Source organism: Rhizobium sp. YTU87027, assembly GCF_050644135.1.
Taxonomy (GTDB): Bacteria; Pseudomonadota; Alphaproteobacteria; order Rhizobiales; family Rhizobiaceae; genus Rhizobium.
Genome location: NZ_CP098443.1, coordinates 363,229 through 384,450, shown reverse-complemented (window position 1 = coordinate 384,450; position 21,222 = coordinate 363,229). Strand labels below are relative to the sequence as shown.

The 21,222-nt window shown below is 55.9% G+C and carries 17 protein-coding genes; 1 reads left to right on the top strand and 16 read right to left on the bottom strand.

The features are described 5' to 3' along the window. Window positions 1-55: 55 nt before the first annotated feature. From NBG89_RS32370 to NBG89_RS32320, 11 genes are all read right to left on the bottom strand, one after another. A complete protein-coding gene (locus NBG89_RS32370; RefSeq protein ID WP_431324692.1) occupies window positions 56-991 on the bottom strand; it encodes an alpha/beta hydrolase in 936 nt (311 codons plus the stop codon). Window positions 992-1,306: 315 nt separating this feature from the next. After that, complete coding sequence (locus NBG89_RS32365; RefSeq protein WP_431324691.1) at window positions 1,307-2,083, bottom strand: TetR/AcrR family transcriptional regulator; 777 nt, start codon at window positions 2,081-2,083, stop codon at window positions 1,307-1,309. After that, window positions 2,070-2,840, bottom strand: coding sequence for an AraC family transcriptional regulator (locus tag NBG89_RS32360; protein WP_431324959.1), 771 nt, complete (start codon window positions 2,838-2,840; stop codon window positions 2,070-2,072). Before NBG89_RS32360 ends, NBG89_RS32365 begins: the two co-directional genes overlap by 14 nt. 306 nt (window positions 2,841-3,146) lie before the next feature. Continuing rightward, a complete protein-coding gene (locus tag NBG89_RS32355) occupies window positions 3,147-4,466 on the bottom strand; it encodes a cytochrome P450 (protein ID WP_431324690.1) in 1,320 nt (439 codons plus the stop codon). After that, entirely contained in the window at window positions 4,412-5,656 is a 1,245-nt protein-coding gene (locus NBG89_RS32350) for an FAD-dependent oxidoreductase (RefSeq protein ID WP_431324689.1), read from the bottom strand. The genes NBG89_RS32355 and NBG89_RS32350 overlap by 55 nt, the downstream gene beginning before the upstream one ends. A gap of 172 nt (window positions 5,657-5,828) precedes the next feature. Next, the gene (locus NBG89_RS32345) at window positions 5,829-6,863 is read right to left on the bottom strand and encodes an ABC transporter permease (protein ID WP_431324688.1); all 1,035 of its coding nucleotides are present in this window, start codon (window positions 6,861-6,863) and stop codon (window positions 5,829-5,831) included. A gap of 2 nt (window positions 6,864-6,865) precedes the next feature. Then, complete coding sequence (locus tag NBG89_RS32340; protein WP_431324687.1) at window positions 6,866-9,394, bottom strand: ATP-binding cassette domain-containing protein; 2,529 nt, start codon at window positions 9,392-9,394, stop codon at window positions 6,866-6,868. Between the two features lie 83 nt (window positions 9,395-9,477). Continuing rightward, entirely contained in the window at window positions 9,478-10,644 is a 1,167-nt protein-coding gene (locus tag NBG89_RS32335; RefSeq protein WP_431324686.1) for a substrate-binding domain-containing protein, read from the bottom strand. A gap of 63 nt (window positions 10,645-10,707) precedes the next feature. Further along, complete coding sequence (locus NBG89_RS32330) at window positions 10,708-11,496, bottom strand: SDR family NAD(P)-dependent oxidoreductase (protein ID WP_431324685.1); 789 nt, start codon at window positions 11,494-11,496, stop codon at window positions 10,708-10,710. A gap of 58 nt (window positions 11,497-11,554) precedes the next feature. Further along, window positions 11,555-13,087 (bottom strand): class I adenylate-forming enzyme family protein, encoded by a 1,533-nt coding sequence (locus NBG89_RS32325; protein ID WP_431324684.1) that lies wholly within the window; start codon window positions 13,085-13,087, stop codon window positions 11,555-11,557. A gap of 175 nt (window positions 13,088-13,262) precedes the next feature. After that, on the bottom strand, window positions 13,263-14,303 hold the full coding sequence (locus tag NBG89_RS32320) for a 3-keto-5-aminohexanoate cleavage protein (RefSeq protein WP_431324683.1): 1,041 nt from the start codon (window positions 14,301-14,303) through the stop codon (window positions 13,263-13,265). A 1,124-nt stretch (window positions 14,304-15,427) separates the two neighbouring features. Between NBG89_RS32320 and NBG89_RS32315 the strand changes: the two genes are divergently transcribed. After that, the gene (locus tag NBG89_RS32315) at window positions 15,428-16,318 is read left to right on the top strand and encodes an alpha/beta hydrolase (protein WP_431324682.1); all 891 of its coding nucleotides are present in this window, start codon (window positions 15,428-15,430) and stop codon (window positions 16,316-16,318) included. Window positions 16,319-16,403: 85 nt separating this feature from the next. Here NBG89_RS32315 and NBG89_RS32310 read toward each other — a convergent pair whose 3' ends face one another. The 5 genes from NBG89_RS32310 to NBG89_RS32290 form a co-directional block, all read right to left on the bottom strand. Continuing rightward, window positions 16,404-17,600, bottom strand: a complete 1,197-nt coding sequence (locus NBG89_RS32310) for a cytochrome P450 (protein ID WP_431324681.1) — start codon at window positions 17,598-17,600, stop codon at window positions 16,404-16,406. Window positions 17,601-17,734: 134 nt separating this feature from the next. Next, entirely contained in the window at window positions 17,735-18,463 is a 729-nt protein-coding gene (locus tag NBG89_RS32305) for an SDR family oxidoreductase (protein WP_431324680.1), read from the bottom strand. A gap of 119 nt (window positions 18,464-18,582) precedes the next feature. Continuing rightward, window positions 18,583-19,146 (bottom strand): S-(hydroxymethyl)glutathione synthase, encoded by a 564-nt coding sequence (gene gfa, locus NBG89_RS32300; RefSeq protein ID WP_431324679.1) that lies wholly within the window; start codon window positions 19,144-19,146, stop codon window positions 18,583-18,585. A gap of 50 nt (window positions 19,147-19,196) precedes the next feature. Beyond that, window positions 19,197-20,033 carry an S-formylglutathione hydrolase gene (gene fghA, locus NBG89_RS32295; protein ID WP_431324678.1) on the bottom strand — a complete coding sequence of 279 codons (837 nt, stop codon included), beginning with the start codon at window positions 20,031-20,033 and terminating at the stop codon, window positions 19,197-19,199. Between the two features lie 2 nt (window positions 20,034-20,035). Continuing rightward, entirely contained in the window at window positions 20,036-21,163 is a 1,128-nt protein-coding gene (locus NBG89_RS32290; RefSeq protein ID WP_431324677.1) for an S-(hydroxymethyl)glutathione dehydrogenase/class III alcohol dehydrogenase, read from the bottom strand. Window positions 21,164-21,222: the final 59 nt, after the last annotated feature.

Sequence of the window (21,222 nt, the reverse complement as noted above, 5' to 3'; positions counted from 1 at the left end):
CTCGGTCGGGCAGTCCGACCGAGCGACAATGTTCAAAGTTCTCACGGATCCCAGGTCAGAGCTTCTTGAGCGTTTCCTTGAGCCAATCGGCAGACGCCTGGCCAATTTTCTCCAGGTGATCGGCCTTTGTGTAAAGGCTCATGTGATCGACGCCACCAACCGAGACAAACGACTTGTTCGGATTGGGGATGGCGTTGAACATCTCGATTTCCAGATCGGCCGAAGTGATATTGTCACCCTTTGCGATCGCAACAAGAACCGGGGTTTCGTAGATACGCTCGGCATAGGGCTTCACCTGATAACGCAGGAGCCATTCAACGGATTCGATCGTGGTCCAGTGCTCGTGAAGAGGCGCCGACTTTTCTTTAATGCCCATGAAGCCCGAATAAATATGCGGGAACGGCCACGCCGTAAGTTCCTTGCTCGGATCTTCCTTTGGCGACTGTGCAATGATGCCGCTAGGCTTGCCCTCGTAACGGTTCTTCCGATCAGCGGCGACCAGGTGCAAAAGTTCTTCGAAACGCATTTCGCCGTGGCAACGACGGAGGGTCAAATAGCCGTCAATAACGGGAACTGCTGAAATGACAAAAGCAAGCCGAGGCTCGATGGCACCGGTGATGATTGCGTGTCCACCAGCGTAAGAGATGCCCATCAGGCCAATTCGCTTGTGATCGATACCTTCGAGCGTTTCAGCATACGACACCGCGTTTCGGATGTCCTCGATCTGCTCCCAGGGGTTGAGATCCTGCCGGACATCGCCTTCGCTTTCACCGAAGTTTCTATAGTCAAAGGCCAGCGTGGCGCAGCCGATGTCGTGAAACTTCTTCGCGTAGTTTGGGAGAACGATTTCCTTGGTATAGCACCATCCTCCAGCCATCACCACGAGAGGGACATTAGTCTTCCCTTCGGGGCGAGTAAGCACGCCCTTCAGGGTGTAGCCACAGCTTTTAAATTCTACCTTCTGTTCCACGCTAAATCCTCCATTGGTCATAGTTGCAGGCAGCCTAAGCTTCTCTAGGTGGCCTACGATGGAAGGTACCGTAAACGATGACCCGCTCGATTGCGCATTCCAGTCGGCCAAACACTACGCCGCAAAAGTCATCTTGGGCCGTTTTCTTCGAGTAAGAGATAGATGGAGAAACATGGAAAGAACGTTGGTCTTTCAATGCATTCGAGCTGTAAAGCGCGGCAATGAACGCCACCTCGAAAATTGTTCAAAGTGAAGAATTGATGTTGAGACGTGTACCCCCTCGGCATCAAGGGCGCGACGACTTCGAAGTGATTTGGAATACTCTGGTGGAGACAGTTAGGCGCTAACTTTTTCGATGCGCGAAATTCGACGGGTATCTAGGTCTGACGACAGGATGCCCCGGGAAAAAGCGACCGCTTTATCGAGCACGGCGTCCTGAAGCTCGATATCAGATGTCCAGTCACACCAGATCTCGGCGCAGTCGATCAGACTCATGACTGCACGCGCTTTTTCGCGCGTGTTTTCATACCCTAAGGCCTCGCCAACGGCCGCATAGAGTCGGATAAAAAGGTCCACGCGCTCATCCATGTCGGCGCGGAGATTTGCTGGCAGGAAGCGGCCGACCTTGTCGGATGCGAAGATCATGTCCCACAAACGATTATTCGGGTTATCGAGCTGCTGCCGGCAGTGATTGCGAACCAATGCGTCCCACATTTCGTCATGGCTACGAACATTTTCGATAGCTTTTAGCAGGGACTCGCCATAATCGCGCGATTGCCAACGAAGGCAATATTCTGTGATCTCCTCACGGCCGCCCGGAAAGTGCGAGTAGATGCTGGGCGCCTTGATACGAAGTTCCGCCCCAATAGAGCGCATCGTAATCGCCGCATAACCCCTTGCAGCAGCCAACCTCATGAACACATTTAGAATTGCCAGCCTCTTACTGCCGACATCCGAGAAATCGAAAGCCGCCATGCTGATGCGTAGTTCGTCGAGAATTGTCGTGATTTTTTCCGATAACGCCACGGTTCGTCCTTTCCATAAGGACGAACGATTACACTCTGCCAGCGGCGGGGACAACCTCTGTTTTACTTTGGTTTCAGGCAGATGCATACATTTCCTCGACCTTGTGAGCCGGTGAATGAGCGATGTATCCACTTGGTGTCACACCAGTCACGCGCCTGAACATCGCTGAAAAGGCTGCCGGCGTTTCGTACCCTAGATCTCCGGCAACGAGCGTCACCGGCTCACCTTGGTCCAATCTAGAGGAAGCTGCCGCCACTCTCACCTGCTGACGCCACGCAAGAAACGACATTCCAAATTCGGACTGGAATCTTCGAGCAAGGGTCCTCTTTGACGCTCCGACCAACTGAGCCCATTCGTCTAGACCCCGTGGACATCCGGGATCCTCAAGTATGGCAGAGCACACCTTTCCAAGACGCCGATCCTGACATTGGGGAAGCTGTAGCTCCAACGGGAGTGCGTGTTCTGCTTCGCGAAGGAGCACGCCAAGTTCATCAAGTATGAGCGCTAGTATGCGATTTTTCAGGTCATAGGAGTCATGATTTGTCGGTGAATCCAAACTCCGCAAGACAAGCTCACGCAGCAAAGCGCTGACAGATACAAGCATAGGCTGCGCCGAGAACGTATGGGGGATAACGTCCGGCGAGAAGTAGACAGTCCTTAGCTCCACGGCGCCCCTGGCGCGCATTTGATGTACAATTGAGGGAGGCATCCACACCGCCCGTTGCGGTGGAACAAGCCAAAGCTTGTTTCCGACGACCACCTCCATCACACCTGCGATCGCGTAGATGAGTTGGCCACGCCGATGGGAATGCGGTTCGACAAACTGTCCATTGTGGTAGTTCATTTCGCGCACAGCGATGTATTTAACTGTATCCCTTGTATGCAGCATCACAGTTCCTCCCTGTTGCCGAACGAATCCTGCTCGCCAGACACCGGCGAATAATATCAGGCCCCTCCTGGCCCCCGCCGGTGATTTGTCAGTGCCGACGGACAACTTTCAAACCGGCTCTATCGTCTTATTGCCTACAGATTGAGGCGAAGACTGCCGGGTTCTTGTGCTTAGAACTATTGCCCAAAACGCTCCTGCTATCGCCTGCCACCAGCATCAAAAGGTGCTTGAATAAATGGCAGGCGAAAAGCCTTCTGATGACTAGAAGAGCCGGACCGGTAGCTTGACGTAAGCGCGGGATCGGTCGGTAATGTCATACTCCGCAGTTCCGGCCATTTCGATACGCTCGATCCGATCGGCAATGACCCTGAAGATCGTATCAGCTTCCGCGCGACTGATAACCTGACCCGCGCACGCATGTGGACCAATGCCAAAGCTCAGGTTCTGCGCGGCATCGAGGGGTCTGTGCGGGTCTAGCTTGTCGGGATCCGGGAAAACTTCAGGATCTCGATTAGCGGCGTCAAGAAGGAAGCGGACTCGCTCACCTGCCTTGATCTGGACCCCGCGAATTTCCACGTCTTCGGTTGGGTAGCGAACAAAGGAAAGTTCAGGAGGATTCAACCGCAGGAATTCATTCTGAATTCCAACACGCAGATCAGGACGCTCCCGGTACAGGCGATAGATTTCGGGATTTCGTGCGAAATACTCAATTCCAGCACTGACGAAAAATGACGGATTGTGGCCTCCAGACCCCCAGAATAGCGAAATCGTCTGGATGACCTCGTCTTCTGTCATCTCCCCGGCCTTTTCCGCCTCGATCAAAGCATCGGCGAGGCCATCTCCGGGATTGGCGCGCTTGTAGGCGACCAACGCGATAGAGCGCCCTCGCAGGTAAGCGAAGGCAACGGCAGCCCGATCGTCGTCTTCCTTCGAGGCGACAGAGCTTAGCGCAGCCATAGCCTTCAACATTGAATCGTGGACAGGCGCCACGTCATCGGTGGGTAGCTGAAGAGCACGACACATGGCTGCATGCGTTGGAAATACCCCTAGATCGAGGTTAGCCTCGATAGTTTCTCCAGGTGACATCCGATCTAAGGCATCGTTCGCAGCCTTCTCCGCCGCTTCGACCCAAGTCTGGACGAGCTTCGGCGTAAACCATTTGTTGGTACGTCGACGAAGAGTTGTATGAACGGGGGGGTCGACTCCGAGCACTGTTTTGGAGAGCGCCGCCCAAGGTCCTTTGGGCACCCATTCCGGATCGACAATAGTCATGATCGGGAGTTTGCCGTATTTCGTGATGTCGTCATATCTGGAAACGACATACGTTCCGTCAGCCATCTTGTACACGGGCCGTTCTTGACGAACTCGCTCGTACCACGGATAAGGGTTTTGCCTGTAATTCTCGTCTGCCCATGGCAAGTATTCATCTTGGATTTGAGCTACCGCTTCCATTTGCCTATCCTTACGCATTGATCCCATGCCCCGATGTGACCGTCCTTGCCGACACCGCGAAGCTTTAAGAGTTGCTACGACGTGGCGACGTCGATCATCTCCGCAACGTTCAAGATTTTCTGTCGGCAACGCCCCTCCAGCGCATTTGCGCGTTCCCAGTCATCGATCTTCCGCCAACCGCTGAACGAAACGGCTTTGTCGCCAATAAAGTCTGCTAGGCTTGAAATGCCTTCGCCATCGCCGACCCGAAGCTCTCCGGAGTCAAACGCGTGGATGATCGTGTCGACAACATCCTTTGCATCCCGCCTATTCGCGGCGATGGCGCCTTTTCCGCCGCTGTTTAGCCAGCCAACCTTGAAGACGTTTATGCCGCTCCATTCATCTTGATTCGAGCCGGCTCTCTCGAATCCGATTGCGGTGACAATGCAGTCCACTTCAAGCTCAAGGTGGGTGGGAAGTTCTCCTTGCTCGACTGTAAGCAGGTCCGTCTCGCCCATGGTTCGCACGGCCGAAGGGCGGGCATTGAAATGAAAACAAACCGTGATTGCGCTTGAATTCAATCGTATGGAATGATCTGCCATAGTTCGCAAAAGAAGCGCGCTGACCGGATCATCCGCTACATGGTCAAGGCCAGTCGCAACCACTTTGACGTGGGAAAGGGATACTATTTCTTTCAGCATCGACAGGTCAAACTTGGCCAGCGACGCGGGCGAGCGACCGATGACATCGATGCGCTCGATGCCTTCCGTGCGAAGAAACTTAAGTCTGCTGTCGGCTACATCCGAGCCGACAAGATGCTCATTGCGCTTCGCTAGAAGGCGGATGACATCCATTGCAACGTTGCCATTGCCGACGACCGCAACCTTGCTCCCGAGATGCCGGGGCAAGCCGTTCGAATGTTTCGGCCCATCAAAGACCGGATGACCGTTGAGCGCTTTGAGCAGAGAGCCTGCGCCGATAGTAGGACCGTGCCGCCCATCGCCACCCATCTGCAGGCGCCGGTCACTCTCCAAGCCGGTGGCGAGGATTACGACGTCAAAACTGCTGCGCAGTTCCTCAAAGGGAACGTCCCTGCCGACGGTGATGTTGCCGACAAACTGAATTCCGTCACGTTCGAAAAGTCGGTCGAATTGTTGGGTGACCGATTTGTTGCCCTGATGATCGGGAGCAACCCCGTATCGAATCAGTCCGTACGGAACGGGCAAGGCTTCGAAGACAACAACCTCCGAATCCGGCCATTTCTTTCTAAGAAACTGAGCGGCGTAGCAACCAGACGGTCCACTGCCGACGACAGCAATGCTTGGGCTCTTAGCGTCCATACTTCGCGTTCCCCTTTGGTTTTTCTACGAAGTAATATTTGCGGGATACATACTAACGTTCGTTAGCTTTTTGTCAAGGTGACTTTCATCATTCTTTCACAATCCAAAGGCCGCTGCATGCAGCCTTTGGATGAAGCACCGGCGTAGCATTACAGCTTCTCGCAGTCACTCTTCAGCCACGTCGGGTCGTTGATGTTATCTCAGATAGCCACATGCCGGCGCCAATTGCCACGCCCTGAATAACCAACTGCCACGATGTGGGAAGACCGAGCATCTTGAGAGACTGGTCTAGCTGTATGAGAAAAATAGCGGCTATAGAAACAGAGAGCATGTTGCCAATGCCGCCAGTCATCGCAACGCCTCCGAGAACCGCTGCGGCAATAGGCGCCATGAAGTACGGGTTTCCTGCATCGAGCGTCGGATTTCCGATGAACCCAGCAAGCAAAACCGCAGCTATTCCGTATATTAGCCCGGCAATAGCATAAGCCCCGGCTTGATAGAGCTTTACATTGATCCCAATGATAAACGCAGCGTCCGGATTGCAGCCTGATGCCTCGAACTTCCGGCCCCATACGGTTTTGGTCAAAAGTAAAACCGCGATCAATGTTATGACTGAAGCGATTGCCACCGCCGTCGGAACACCGAATATGCGTCCGTTCCCGAACTCGGCCAGGCTTGGGGGCACAGGGGACTCGGCCCCGAAGCTTTGACGATACCATATCGTCAATCCTGTCACGATGGCGCCAACAGCCAAAGTGACTATTAGAGCATTCAACTTCAAGAAGACGATCGACAAGCCGTTAATGGTGCCGACGAATACCGCCCCTAGCAATGCTGCGACTACGGCGATCCACAGTCGCTCATCGCTCCCTCCCGAAACGCCAATCAGTATCGAGCTCGACAGCGTAATGATGGCGGGCGCCGACAGGTCGATGCCACGAGCCATGATTACCGTGGCTTGTCCGATTGCCGCTATTGCAAGGAAAGCCGAGAAAGGAGACACAGCCAGGAGGGTCGTGCCATCGAGGCTTTTCGGCAGGAAGATTGCATCGGCCACCAACAAAATACCAAGAGCGATCCAGATGGTGAGGAATCGCCCCTCCAGTCTCGCGAGGGCGGAGCGTCGCGGTCTTTGATTCGCGGCGGATTTACTGGAAGCAGCGGCGCCGACACCAGAGGCAAGGTTGTCAAGTTGCTCAGAGGGCATGGTCAAACCTCCACCGCCCGCTTTTGCTTTGAAAGACCTTTAAGCAGTCGATCGAACCCTGAAGCTCCGGTATAAAGAAAGATCGCGATCAGCGTCATCGCGCCGGATGCGATTACGCCGAATGCGGAGTTCAACCCAAGCACCGAGATCACGTTCGTCATAAGGGTGAAGAAAAAAGCCCCAAGCAGTGCGCCAGAGAAAGAGCCTCTCCCTCCGCTAAGCGCCGCTCCGCCGAGAACAGCTGCAGCTATGCTCAAGAGCGCGTAGTTTTGCCCCACGGTTGGATGGCCGACAGCGACCTCGGCACCAAGGAAAAGACCCGCGACAGCAGCGGTCAGTGCAGTGAGCGCATATGCCCGAAGATGGATCCAGGTCGTTGGTGCGCCGTTTCGTCGTGCTGATTCCTCACGGAAACCCACAGCCTTCGCGAATAAGCCGGATTTGGTGCGATGCAGCCAGAAATCGCCTACGATCGCCGCGACGACGAGGATACCGGTCGATACGGGCACAAAGCCGATGCAGGTTCGCAAAAATGATGTGAACTGACCATTGAGGACACCGCCTGGTGTCGGTCGACCAACAAGAGCCAATCCCTGCATGATGCTCAGGGTCGCGATCGTCGCGATGACCGGGTTTATCCGCCCGAAGCGTACCAAGCTTCCGTTTGCGAAACCCGCGATTGCTCCAACACAAAGGCAGCCGATCACGCCGACCGCCATTGCGGAAGGACTGATCCCTGCGCCAATCATGAAGGACATCGTAACAACAATCAAACTCATTAGAGATCCAACCGACACATCGATGCCTCGCACGACAAGCGCCTGAAGCTGGGCCATGGCAACAAAACCAACCGGGGTCAGTGCGAGAAGAAGGTGGCGAAAATTAATCGGCTTTAGGAACACATCACTGTGCGTTGCTGCGTAAGCGCAGACCAGCACGATAAGCCCGATCAAGAATAGGATCGGAATCCACCAGGGCGAGCTCCCGGAAACGATCCGCTGAAGTGTACCGAGTACTTCTTGCGGCGGCTGGCCACGTTTGTTGTCCCGGGCATTCCTTGCAGTGAGAAAGCTCGAGACAATTGTCTCTTCTGTAACGGACTCTCCGCTCAATTCCTTGACAATCCGACCGCGGGAAAAAACGAAAACGCGATCACAGATCCCAGCCAATTCTTGGGCATCGGAGGAATTGACCACGCACGTCCCTCCCTCACTGATATTCTCCCGGATTGCCTTGTAAATTTCGAAGCGGGCTCCTGCGTCTACGCCTTGAGTTGGCTCGTCGATGAGAAAGACTTTGGCGCCGGACCTGAAGCTTCTTGCGAGAACGGCCTTTTGCTGGTTACCGCCGGAAAGACCGATAACCGGCATCTCAAGATCGGCTGCCACGACGCCAAAATCCCTTTTCATCGTACGTGCTTGTTCTGTCTCGCGTCTGCGCGACAGCATGCCAAACCAAGTGAATGCCCCGAGAAGGGGCAGCACCATGTTCCTGCCGACCCCAAGCTCGGGGAAAATTGCCTCCCCCTTGCGATCCGAGCTGAGAAAGAGAACACCGCTGTCCAATGCAGCGCCTGGCGATACCCGAGACACTTGTCGGCCAGCACAAAACACTTGGCCCTCTGCTTCCTCCAAGCCGACCAGGGCGCGCATCGCCTCCCTCTGTCCGTTGCCCTCCGCGCCGGCAAAGCCGATGATCTCACCCACCTGTGAAGAGAAGGAAATGTCCTGAAACGCATCACCAGACAGACGATCGACAACCAACACCGGCTGATTCGATGTGTTCGTACATTTGACGCCATATTCCACATCGATTTCGCGGCCGACCATGAAGGTTATAAGGTCATGCTCTGAGAGGTCGCTGGTCACATCAAACGTACCGCGATGAACACCGTCGCGCAGGACAGTAATACGGCTGGCGAGCTCCAAAATTTCTGGAAGTCGGTGGCTCACATAAATGATGCACGTTCCCCGTGCCCTCAGATCAGCAATGATGGCAGCCAATTTTCGTACACCGTCAGCGTCTAGCGTGGACGTCGGTTCGTCAAGCAGCAGCACTTTGGGTTCAGACTGCAGCGCCTTGATGATTTCAATAAATTGACGTTGTGCTGGAGATAGTTCTGCGACGACGGCCTGCGGGTCGATCTTAAGCCCGTGGGCTGCAAGCCTTTTGGAAGCCCAACTATTCATTTCAGCGAAGGCAACCGAGCCCGCTTTCGCTGCCATGAAAAGATTTTGGGCTACAGTCATTTCCAAAACAAGCGAATCGTCCTGGTAAACCGTCGCAAGGCCGAAATCAGATGCAGCCCGCGGGTCTGCTCTAAGAAGCCTATTGCCGGCGATTTCGACAGTCCCCCCATCCGGCTTGACCACGCCGCTGGCGATCTTCATTAACGTGCTCTTTCCAGAGCCGTTCCCGCCGAGAATCGCATGAACCTCACCCGGCAAGCATTCCAGGTTCACTTGGTCCAGTGCGCGTACGCCGGGATATGTTTTCGACACTCCCTGCAGCTTCAGAACGGGCGTGGTCATTGCGGCCTCCTACGCAAATTCAAATTATGGAACCAAACAAAAACGGGCCGACACTCAACGCGCCGACCCGCTTGGGAGGTATCTCAGTTCGGGAACATTGCCTTGAGCGTATCCGCGTTCACGATGGTCGAAACAGGCGTTTCCATTGGGAGGTTTTTGTCGCAGAGGCCGTCCTTGACCGCCTTCATTGAGAAGGGGACCTTAACCCAGGTGGAGACGGTCTCGCCCGTCTTTGCCATCATTGCAGCGGTAACGGCGAAGCGGGCGGTAATCGTAGAGCCGGAAGCCGAATAATAGATCCGGAACCTGGGGTTCTTGGCGGCTTCCCAATCGCAGAACAGGCCTTGTTCATCCGTTCGGAGCGATACGACTGTATCGACAGGTTTGTTGGCGGCTTGGTAAGCGCGCATCGCAGCTCGGAAACCATCGGCATATTCGTAAGCCCAGCCGTCAAAGTCGCCATACTGGGCGAGCGCAGCGGATACCGCTTGGAAAGTGCCTTCCTGCGTCCAATTCGTGTCCATCTTCGCTAGGATTTTGATGGAAGAAGAGTCTGCCTCTTCCTGGGCACAGCCTTGCCATGTCGAACTCAGCGTGTTGCCCGGCGTGCCGCCGAGGGCGACGATAGATTTAGCTCCCGCCTTGTCGGCGACAACCGCCTTCACCATTTGATGGCCAAGCTCGCAAAGGTCTTCGTGAACGGTGCTCGCGTAGTCTTCGCCTGCAGTGCCGACTTCCTGGCCGTTATTCAAGACGACAGTTATGCCCGCTTCCTTGGCTTCACGCACCACCGGCAGAAGTGCCGGCCCAGCGTCAGCGTAAAGAACGATGATGTCGACGCCTTGGGCGATGAAAGCGTTCATATCTGCAATGGCTTTCGAGACATCACCGCGCGCCGATGAATATTGGATCTTTCCAATTTCTGGGTAGGCAAGCGCTTGCTGGATGAACTCCATTTTGGTTACGCGTCGCCAAACGTTTTCACCGAAGCCGTCGGCATAGGCGATCTTGAGTTTCCCGCCACTGCCGGTGTCGCAAGTATCGCTCTTCCAGCACTCCAAAGCCTTTGCCTGCAGTTCAGGCGTCAAGGGCTTTGCAGCAATTTCGAGCGATTTGGCGATGGCCGGATCAACCTCCGTTGTACCCAATCGGCTTTTCATAAGATCCTCGCCAGTTTCGGCGAGGCTCTGGCCGGCACCAAACAAGAAGCTGGTCGCCAAAAACGCTGCGAACATTGAACGGATGGTCATACTTCACTCCTCCCGGTTACTTGGCTCTCCCTCCCCAGGAAAGCCAAGCGGTTGAAAAATCGTCTAAATCAGAACCATGCCGCCATCGACCATGATGGTCTGGCCGGTGATGTAGTCGGAAGCATCGGAGGCCAGAAACGTCGTTGTCCCGACGACATCCTTCGGGACCGACACCCGGCCCAGTAGAATGTTCGCAGAAAACTCGGTGATCAGCTGCTCCGGCTTGGAAGTGATCCCGTGCTGCAAAGCGTCGTCATCGAGTTGCTTCCAGAGTTCAGTTGCGACGACGCCCGGGCTGAAGCAATTGACGGTGATTCCGTGCTTGGCAAAGGAACGGGCAGCCGATTGCGTGAGCGACACCACTGCAAACTTTGATGCGCAGTAGTGGGCATAGTCCGGCCAACCCTGTTTTCCTGCAATCGATGCCGTGTTGATGATCTTGCCACCATGGCCCTGCTTGATCATCTGCCGGGCAGCCTCTTGGGTGCCGATTAGGACGCCAAGGCCGTTAATCCTCATGATGCGGTTGAAGTCATCTTCCGTGACTTCCATGAAGGGGCAAGTTTGGCTGATGCCGGCATTATTGAACAGGACGTCGAGACGGCCAAACTTCTCCACGACCTTCGCGAGCATTGCCTTGACTTGCTGACGGTCGGAAACGTCAGCCGCGACAGACATCGCGTCACCGCCAGCCTGCTTGATCTGCTCGGCGACTGAAGCGGCGTTGTCCGCATTCAAATCGGCAACCGCTACCTTCGCACCATTGCGAGCAAGATCACCGGCGATGCCGGCGCCAAGACCCCGACCAGCGCCAGTTACGATGATGATTTTGTCCTTTACTGATCCAGACATTGTGTCTCCTCCGTTTGCTATGGATCTCACCTTAATCGCGCCAGATGACGCGAAATTCCTATGATGCGTGGAGGCTCCTAGCGAGCTCCCTCACTTCAGCCTTCTGGACTTTCCCATTCTGATTTCTCGGAACCGCATCGTCGCCGACCAGCCAAAAATCGGGCACCTTGTAGTCAGCGATCTTTTGCAGAAGGTAGGCGCGTAGCGTACTGTCGGTGACAGCGTCCGATCGGCGCTTTACAAACGCAAACGTCTTTTCACCAAGGACAGGGTCCGGCACGCCGACGACTGCGCAATCGTCGACTTCAGGATGCTCCATTAACGAGTTTTCAACTTCAGCACTGAAAACCTTGAAGCCGCCCCGGTTAATCATGTCCTTGAGGCGGTCATGGACATAAATCAGGCCGCAGGTGTCTCTCTTGCCAATATCGCCGCTCTTCCAAAAGCCATTCTCGAAAGACAGCAGGGTTGCCTTTTCGTTATTCCAGTAACCTGGACTCACGTTCGGCCCACGTATCCAGAGTTCGCCCGACTCGCCGTCTGCAACCGGCTTGCCGTCTGAGTCGACGATAAGAATTTCGTCGCACTCAAGCGGCAATCCCACGCTCGCGGGCGCAGACGACGTCAGCTCCGGAGGCATTATGGTGCAAACCGCGCATGTCTCGGTCGCCCCATATGCATTGATCATTCGGAGGCCGGGCACAATCTGACGAAACCGGTTGATGACGGCCGGCGGCATGATGGCCCCACCATAGACCCCGTATTTCCAAGCTGACAGGTCGTAGTCTTGAACGTTCGGTGCCATTGCAAGCAGTTGGTACATCGCCGGGACGAGGACCGCATAGGTAATTTGCTCTCGCACCATGAGCTCAAGGATGGGCGCCACCTTGAATTCACGTGCCATGACGAGCGTGCCGCCTGATGCCAACGTGACAGAAGCCAGCGGGCCGAAACCTGCGATGTGAGTGGCGGGAACCGCCAGAAGGCTCTTCTGCGGTCTGTCGATAGCAAGCGCATACAGATAATGCAGGCAGGTATGGACAAAATTCGTGTGTGTCAGGCATGCACCCTTCGGCTTGCCTGTGGTCCCTGACGTAAAGATGATCATCATCAGCGCCTCGCTCTCCAAAGCCGGTAGAGCTTTAGGCGACGACTTGGTGAGCCTATCGAAGTGGTCGTCCGAGGCCGCGTCCGCGTCAACAACAAAGATCCGGCTTGGTCCTCCCTCAGTCGGAAACTTGTCGAGCCACTGTTGACCCGTTATCGCAAACACCGGTGTGGCATCACAGACGATGTACTCAACGTCGGCGGGTCCGAGACGGGTACCCAGTGGGATAGCTATACCGCCCGCCCGGACAACCGCCAAGATCGCCACGAAATACTCGAGGCGATTGTCCAGCATGATCGCGACACGATCGCCTTTACACAGGCCCGCGTGAAGGAGGCCGCAAGCGGCATTTTCCACAAGAGTGTCAAGTTGCCGATAGCTGACACGTCGTTCACCGCAGATGACGGCCTCCCGCTCTGGAAAACGCTCCACGCTCGCTCGGAACAATGCGTCATAGGTGGCTGGCCGTGCGGAGTAGCGCACGTGCAGCCTCCCCGGTTCTTGTTTGGTCTCATTGATAGTTTGGTCAACCTTCCAGCGCCCCTCCTCAAAGGCGCCGAGAGGGATGTTCCAGCGGTCCCGATTGGCGGTTGGATCGAATGTCCCCAATGTGGGGACACCGTTATGTTTGCTGTTCTCCTCCCTCATAGCAAGCACCTCACTCGGCAGCGGCTGCATTACCGCGGGAAATACCAGAGGAAATTCCGCACATCTGTCGGAATTCCTCGGCCGACATGAGCTCGCGACCGACAGCGTCCACCATGGTCCTCGCGATACAGAACGCATCGACATTTCGCTGGATGAGATCATCGCGGTGCGGCCATTTCCACACCGTGTCTTCCATGCCCACACGAATGTGCAGACCCATCAAAAGCGCGAGGTTTGCCAAATGAAGGCTGGCGCGCCCACCTGCGCAGACGATGATATTTGCGCCCGGGTCAACCTGGCGGATGAGGCCAACTTGACGGACAAGCCCGTCGATCATGCTTTGGGGCGAGTACATGGGCGAGCATCCCGGGAGGCCAGCCAGGAGAAGCCAAGTCAACGGGCCCTTTACCAAGCCACTGTCAATCAGAAGGCGCCGGGCGTTGTCGACATCACCGTCAGTATAAACCGCAAGCTGCGGCACAAGTCCCGCGTCCATGACCATGCGTGTCTTCTCTATGATGGCGTGCGGCGGCTTAACAAACAGGTTGTCGCCCAAGATCAGTGCCGTCGTGTTTACCGGAACCGCACTGACCAGCCTTCGATCGATGACTTCCTGCATGGCCTTGCTTTCTTCGTCATTGACAGCGACAAGGCAGGCATCGAGCGCGATTTCGGGATGGTCGGCTTTCAGCCGGCCAAGGACTTCGCTGAACCTGTCGACGTCAAGCACATTGTGACCACCCTCGTCACGAACGTGAATGTGGATGATCTGAGCACCTTCAGCGATGCACTCCTTTGCAGAGCGGATGATCTCGTCGGGGGTCTGAGCCTGGTTCGGATTTTCGGCCTTCGTGAAGAACGCGCCGTTGATCGCGACTGAAACTGCAGCTTTCGGTAGGGGGTCCCAGCGGGGCATCTGAGGCGCGCCGGAGATCAGGCTGTCTCCCGCCGACATTATTGTCGGTGCGGCATACGGGCGCCAATACGTCCGGACATTTTCCTTGCTGACCCGGTGCTTTACGCGATCCCAGTTAATGGTGTTTTTGCTCACTATTGATCCTCCGATGATTGCTTCACCCAACGCCGCGATCCGAACGCTCCTGACGTTTGGCACCTTTCGTTGGTACCGCGAATTGAGATCAACATAGCTGCTCGCGATGAGGCCGGCGTCGCCTTGAGCTGACAAGTGCTACGCCGAAACTGCCAATTTCACTTCAGACGCTTGCATTTGGGCCATCAACTGACGTTGCCCCTTGGAGGGCAGTCAGGAGACCGCTCGGCCTTGAATGTTAAAACGCGTCCCTTCTGCTTGAACATGGAGCTTCGAAAGCCACGTTCGTTCGTGGTTCTCTCGCCATGTCACCGCGACGTCGTTTCCACTCGATCCTAACGGCGCAGTCATATAAGCATGGTCGCTATGTTCCCGAGGATCTGCTGTGCCATCCACAATACGCAGAGGCTGCCGTTTCACGACAGGCATAGATCGGTTGGTCAAGGGTATGGAATCCAAGCGTATCACCGCACCCGTTTTAACGCTCGGTGGAGATTTGGGCGAGACGATGCGTGAGGATTATCAGAAAGCGTTTCGCGCTGCCCTGCCTGAAGGCAAGCTGGGTCGCAATGGAAGGACGTGAACATTCGATGTGCTAGGAGAAGCCGATGAGTTAGAAGCATTCCTTGACCAATACGTCACCGCAAACGAGCCTCTACACATACTGTTACAGGCCCTAACGGCGTAATTGGCAGATTACGCGTAGTTAATGTCCATCTTCGCCCTTCCATGGCTGACTGGTCGAGTTACATTTCCTTTACTGGAGAGCTGTTCGTTGCCCAGCTGTGGCGAGTTTGTTCATGGGCTCCAAACGCAAGGGATGGGTGCGTATGAATATGCAGCGATGGGGTTGGTGGGAAATCCTGCGAAATTGGCTGGCTGAGATCGGTTCAGCTTACTGCACGTATTCAGAGCATTCCCACCGAGATGAAAAGAGCGATCGCTCTCGTTGAGGCAGCCGTTCACGACCGGCGTCCTTGCGCTGGGACCCAATACGCGGTCGAACGCGCTCAAGTTCCATTTGGCGAGTTACCTCACCCTTAGTTGCGATCCCAAATCTCCGCGGCAAAGCGACGTCCACGATCGGTGAATGTCTGAGCGTCAGACATTCAATAGGAGAATTTATGTCACGAACAAACGTCACGTTTTGGTCCGAAGGCGATCAATTGCGCGGTTGGTTTTACAAGCCTCGGGCAGCAGTTGGATTATATCCTGCGATTGTCATGGCACACGGCTTCTCCGCTGTGAAGGAGCAGTATCTGGACCAATATGCGCAGAAGTTTGCAGATCACGGGTTTGGTGTGCTGGTTTTTGATCACGGCTGCTTTGGAGAAAGCGGCGGGGAACCTCGTTTCGAGGTCGATCCCGAACGACAGAGACGCGGATACAAAGACGCAATCTCCTTTATTCAGACAATGGACGGCCCCAATCCGGAACGCATCGGCATTTGGGGCACAAGCTACAGCGGCGGCCATGTTCTTGCAGTTGCCGCCGAGGACAGGCGTGTAAGGGCCGTTGTCTCGCAGGTTCCAACGATAAGCGGGTCAAAGGTCGCTGTTCGTCGGTCAAAAACACCCCAAGCAGCTTATCTCAGGGAGCAGTTGGCGAGCGACCGGGCCGTCAGGGTGCTCGGCAAGGGAAGAGGCTACGTAAATGTGGTTGCCTCGGATCCGGAAGTGCCATGCGCGCTGCCAGGCGCCGATAGTTTCGAGTATTTTACAAAGTCATCCGAGTTTGCAACGAATTGGAACCCGAAGGTGACGGTCAGAAGTTTGGAACTGGCGCGAGCGAACGAGCCGGGTGCATACGTCCGGCTGATCAGCCCGACCCCATTGCTGATGCTTGTTGCCGAAGAGGACCATCTGACGCCGACCGACCTTGCATTGGACGCGTTCGACCGCGCCGGCGAGCCTAAGGCACTCGAGGTGCTTCCTGGCGGCCACTTCGAACCTTACACGACGCTCTTTGAGCAATCGAGTAGCGCTGCTGTCGGCTGGTTTGTAAAACATCTCTAACAGTTAATCGTCGAAAAAATATTGTGGTGATGCAGAAGGGGCGCTTCAAGAGCGCCCCTTCTGCCTGCTCGTCATTTCGCAGAAGCTAGATGACAAGACGCAGGGGAAGACGTGAGTACGCGGCTGACCTATCGTTGTGATTGTAAACTGGCCGTCCAGCCAGTTCGACACGCTTAACGCGTTGCGCAACCGTATTGAACACGGCGTTCGCTTCGGCTGTCGAGATGATCATGCCTGGGCACGAATGCGCACCGACACCAAACGATATGTGCTGATTCATTTCCGTCGAACGCGTGACATCCACTTCATGCGGATTCGTGAAGACTTCGGGATCACGATTCGCAGACGCAATCATAAAGCGAACCATCATGCCTACGGGTATCTTGACACCCCGGATCTCGAGTTCTTCGGTGGTGAACCGCGTGAATGAAATTTCCGGCGTATGCAGACGCGCGATTTCGCTGAAGATCGCTTGATGTTTGCCAGGATCGGATTTCCAAAGTTCGAACACATCCGGCCGCCGTGCGAAAATCTCCAGGCCACCAGTTATCAGATACGCCGCATTGGGCGTTCCCGTTGCCCAGAAGAGAAGCAACCCCTCGAACAGCTGCTGCTCGTTCATCTCGCCATTGGCGACGTCCTCGATCCAGGAGGAAACAACGCCTGGCTGCGGGTTTGCACGGCGCATTTGCAGATAATGCCGTACCCTGTCTGACAGGTAGTCGAATGCAGCTTGGCAACGCTGCTCCTCCTCTTCGGTAACGGCGGAGCCGAGAGCGGTCATCGCATCATGCATCCAAGCGGAACCGGTATCGTAGCCATCGTTTGGTAGCCCAAGAGCTGCGCACATTGCGTGATGGGCGGGAATGAGCGCGAGATTGCGAAACGCCTCGATCATGCCGCCGGGACCAAGATCATCGATCGCCTCGTTAACTGCTTTTGCCGTCGCTTGCGCCCATTGATTGGCGAGTTTTGGAGTAAACCACTTATTCGAGCGACGGCGGTGCGCGGTGTGGTCGGGGGGATCTGAAACGATCATGCTGTCCTTGAAGAGACTCCAAGGACCCTTAGGGACCCAGCTAGGAGCGATCATGGACAACGAAGGATGTTTGCCGAACTTTACGACATCATCGTAACGCGAGACGATATACGTATTTTCTGCAATAGGATCGCGATAAACCGGGGCCTCACGACGGAGGACGTCATACCACGGATACGGATTTTCGCGGAAGGCGGTGTCGGCCCACGGCAAGAGACTGTCATGTTGAACGTGCGCATTCATGAGTTATTCCCCTTTTTTAGTAGTACAAGACTTCAAGCAAGCCCCTGCGAACAAACGATTGTTCTGGGCTGTGCGCGGCGATCGTCTCTGAGCTTTACACGTTCAGCCTAACTGCCAGCGCTTTGCCGCAGCTGTCACTGCGCGGTATAGCCTCCGTCGATGACATGCTCTGCCCCGGTAATATAGGCCGCTTCATCGGACGCCAGGAACAATACGAGCGACGCTATCTCCTCAGGGCGGGCGAATCGCTTGAGAGGCACGAAGTCTGCATTGTAACCACGGCCTTCGATCATAGGCGTCTCCGTATCACCGGGATGGACGCTGTTGACACGAATGTTGGAGGAAGCGAGGTCGAGAGCGGCGGCTTTGGTCATGCCCCTGACAGCCCACTTCGTCGCAGTGTAGGCGAAGAAACCCTGGTACCCCACAATCCCTGCGGTCGATGAGACGGTAACGATTGATCCGCCTCCAGCGCGCCGCATAGAGGGTATAACCGCTTTCATACCGAGGAAGGGACCTACCTGCATCACGTCTACCAAGTGGCGGTAAGTTTCGAGACTAGTCTGCTCGATACCTTCCTCGACCAGAATTCCAGCGTTATTGACCAGCGCGTGAATGGGCCCATTGAAGAAATCCTCCGCGCGGATTACAAGCTTCGCCCAATCTTCCTCGCTGCGGACGTCAAGCTGAACGAATTTCGCGGCCTGCCCGACCTCCTCAATAACGGCAGCGCCCTGCGTTGCATTTCGATTGGCGATAACGACTTTCGCGCCTTCAGCAACAAAACGCCGGACTTGGGCAAGCCCCATGCCGCTCGTGCCACCGATCACAACAATATTCTTCCCTGCTACCCTTCCTGACATGCTTGTTCCTCGTGTTTCTGCGGGCTGTACTGCCTCGGATAAACGTGACAATGCTGTTATAACCGGTCCACATGGGCTAACTTGATGCTGACCGGCAGCGAGATCAGGCGACCATCGAGTTAACCCGGAAGGACGCCGTTTTTCTTGGCAGTCCAAGTCGCGATGTAGTCCATCAGGCCTGGCGACAGACAGTCGAAAGGCTCAAGATCTACAGACTTCAACCTGGCGCGGACTTGATCCATTTTCGACGGGTCGAACCCGCTTTCGATGATCGAAGAAACGAAGGCGGCAAAGCCAGGCTTGGCCCATCCCTTTTCTTCGAACCGCTCCGGGTGAATGAAGGACAAACCCTGGAAAGGATGCTCACGCTCTACTGGGCCGTACATATGGACGCCGCACTGCTTACAAGCATGACGCTGAATAAGAGCTGCAGGATCGACGACGACAAGCTTTTCGCCGTTTTCGAGGACTTCAACGTTATCCGTCGGCGCTACTGCTACGATCGAAAACGCAGCGCCCTCCGGCTTCCAGCACTTGGTGCAGCCGCAGGCATGGTTATGCGCGATATCGCCCTTAATCCGCACCTTCACCGGATTACTTGCGCAGTTGCATACGAGCGTGCCGCCCGAGAACAAAGCGTCCGTCGCCCTGAACCCGGAATCGATCGATGGGTGTAGTGTCATGCTGCTCTCCTTCCTTTTTTGGCCGGCAAAAGATGGCCGGCCGTCTGCGATCACCTGTTCAGCCGCTCCGCATGCCAGCGGAGATGATCATTCATGAATGTCGAAATGAAGAAATATGAGTGCCCATAGTCCTCCTGCATGCGGAGCGTGAGCGGAATGCCCGCTTGTTCACAGGCCTTCTGAAGCTCGCCGGGGCGCAAGCCTTCCTCAAGGAAATCGTCAATCGTTCCCTGGTCAACCAGAAACTCCGGGAACCTGTGACCGTCTTCAATCAAGAGACAGGCGTCATAAGACCGCCAGTTTTCTTCGTCGGAGCCGAGATACTTGCGGAATGCTGGATCCGACCATCCCGAAAGCGTGGGTCTGCTGATCGGGGCGAACGCGGAACAACTGCGAAACCTCTCGGGATTTCGCAGTGCGATCGTGACTGCACCATGCCCACCCATCGAATGGCCAAATATGCCCTGACGGTCCATGTCGACCGGGAATTCTCTGGACAGAAGCGATGGGAGCTCGCGAGTGATATAGGAATACATACGATAGTTCCGGGCGTAAGGTGCCTCCGTCGCATCGAGGTAGAAGCCAGCCCCCTGCCCGAACTGCCAGTTGTCGCCTTCGTCAGGAACGTTGTCCCCACGCGGGCTCGTGTCCGGGCACACCACGATCAGTCCCAGTTCGGCTGCCAGCCGCCGGTACTCGCCCTTCTCCATGACGTTGGCGTAGGTGCAGGTCAGCCCCGACAGGTACCAGATGAGCGGGCACTGCCTTTCTGCCGCTTGTGGTGGTACGAACACGGCGAACGTCATCTCGCAGGCGCACTCGGCGGATTCGTGGGAGTAAACGCCCTGAATGCCCCCGAAGGACTTCGCGGTCGATATCGTCTTCATTGTCAGTAGACCACCACGCCACGGATCGACTCGCCCTTATGCATCAGCTCAAAACCTTTGTTGATGTCGTCCAGTGGCATGGTGTGGGTGATCATCGGATCGATCTGGATCTTGCCTTCCATGTACCAGTCGACGATCTTCGGCACGTCGGTGCGGCCACGCGCGCCACCGAAGGCGGTGCCCATCCAGTTGCGGCCAGTTACAAGCTGGAACGGACGCGTCGAGATTTCCTGACCGGCGCCGGCGACGCCGATGATCACGGACTTGCCCCAGCCGCGATGGCTGGCTTCGAGTGCCTGACGCATCACCTTGGTGTTGCCGGTGCAGTCAAAGGTATAGTCGGCGCCGCCGATCAGGTCGCCATTACGCTTCGTCATGTTAACCAGATAGGGAACGATGTCGTCGCCCACTTCCTTGGGATTGACGAAGTGCGTCATGCCGAACTTCTCGCCCCAGGCCTTGCGGTCCGGGTTGATGTCGACACCGATGATCATGTCGGCGCCGGCAAGGCGTAGACCCTGCAGTACGTTGAGACCGATGCCGCCAAGACCGAAGACGATCGCCGTCGATCCGATCTCGACCTTGGCGGTGTTGATCACAGCGCCGATGCCCGTCGTCACGCCGCAGCCGATGTAGCAGACCTTGTCGAAGGGGGCGTCGGGATTTATCTTGGCGAGAGCGATCTCCGGCAGAACGGTGAAGTTCGCGAAGGTCGAGCAACCCATGTAGTGGTGGATCTTGTCCTTGCCGATGGAGAAGCGGCTCGTGCCGTCGGGCATCAGGCCTTGCCCCTGAGTAGCGCGAATCGAGGTGCAGAGATTGGTCTTGCGCGAAGTGCAGGAGTAGCATTCGCGGCACTCCGGGGTGTAGAGCGGAATGACATGATCGCCCTTCCTCAAGGAGGTGACGCCTGGGCCGACGTCGACGACCACGCCGGCACCCTCATGGCCGAGAATCGCCGGGAACAGGCCTTCCGGGTCGGCACCCGAAAGCGTGAAATCGTCGGTGTGGCAGATACCCGTCGCCTTGACCTCGATCAGCACCTCGCCAGCCTTCGGGCCGTCGAGCTGAACGGTCATGATTTCGAGTGGTTTTCCTGCCTGTACGGCAACAGCTGCGCGAACGTCCATTGGTTCCTCGTGTGTGTCTTCTAAGGGCCGCACACCCGACTGTCGCGGGCGCACGTAAG

Bases quoted from the DNA above. Each gene is read 5' to 3' on its own strand.
- NBG89_RS32310 (WP_431324681.1), bottom strand. From the start codon at position 17,600: ATGAATGCGCACGTTCAACATGACAGTCTCTTGCCGTGGGCCGACACC.
- NBG89_RS32360 (WP_431324959.1), bottom strand. From the start codon at position 2,840: ATGAACTACCACAATGGACAGTTTGTCGAACCGCATTCCCATCGGCGT.
- NBG89_RS32335 (WP_431324686.1), bottom strand. From the start codon at position 10,644: ATGACCATCCGTTCAATGTTCGCAGCGTTTTTGGCGACCAGCTTCTTG.
- NBG89_RS32345 (WP_431324688.1), bottom strand. From the start codon at position 6,863: ATGCCCTCTGAGCAACTTGACAACCTTGCCTCTGGTGTCGGCGCCGCT.
- NBG89_RS32365 (WP_431324691.1), bottom strand. From the start codon at position 2,083: ATGCATCTGCCTGAAACCAAAGTAAAACAGAGGTTGTCCCCGCCGCTG.
- NBG89_RS32350 (WP_431324689.1), bottom strand. From the start codon at position 5,656: ATGGACGCTAAGAGCCCAAGCATTGCTGTCGTCGGCAGTGGACCGTCT.
- NBG89_RS32340 (WP_431324687.1), bottom strand. From the start codon at position 9,394: ATGACCACGCCCGTTCTGAAGCTGCAGGGAGTGTCGAAAACATATCCC.
- NBG89_RS32305 (WP_431324680.1), bottom strand. From the start codon at position 18,463: ATGTCAGGAAGGGTAGCAGGGAAGAATATTGTTGTGATCGGTGGCACG.
- NBG89_RS32330 (WP_431324685.1), bottom strand. From the start codon at position 11,496: ATGTCTGGATCAGTAAAGGACAAAATCATCATCGTAACTGGCGCTGGT.
- NBG89_RS32315 (WP_431324682.1), top strand. From the start codon at position 15,428: ATGTCACGAACAAACGTCACGTTTTGGTCCGAAGGCGATCAATTGCGC.
- NBG89_RS32290 (WP_431324677.1), bottom strand. From the start codon at position 21,163: ATGGACGTTCGCGCAGCTGTTGCCGTACAGGCAGGAAAACCACTCGAA.
- NBG89_RS32370 (WP_431324692.1), bottom strand. From the start codon at position 991: ATGACCAATGGAGGATTTAGCGTGGAACAGAAGGTAGAATTTAAAAGC.
- fghA (WP_431324678.1), bottom strand. From the start codon at position 20,033: ATGAAGACGATATCGACCGCGAAGTCCTTCGGGGGCATTCAGGGCGTT.
- gfa (WP_431324679.1), bottom strand. From the start codon at position 19,146: ATGACACTACACCCATCGATCGATTCCGGGTTCAGGGCGACGGACGCT.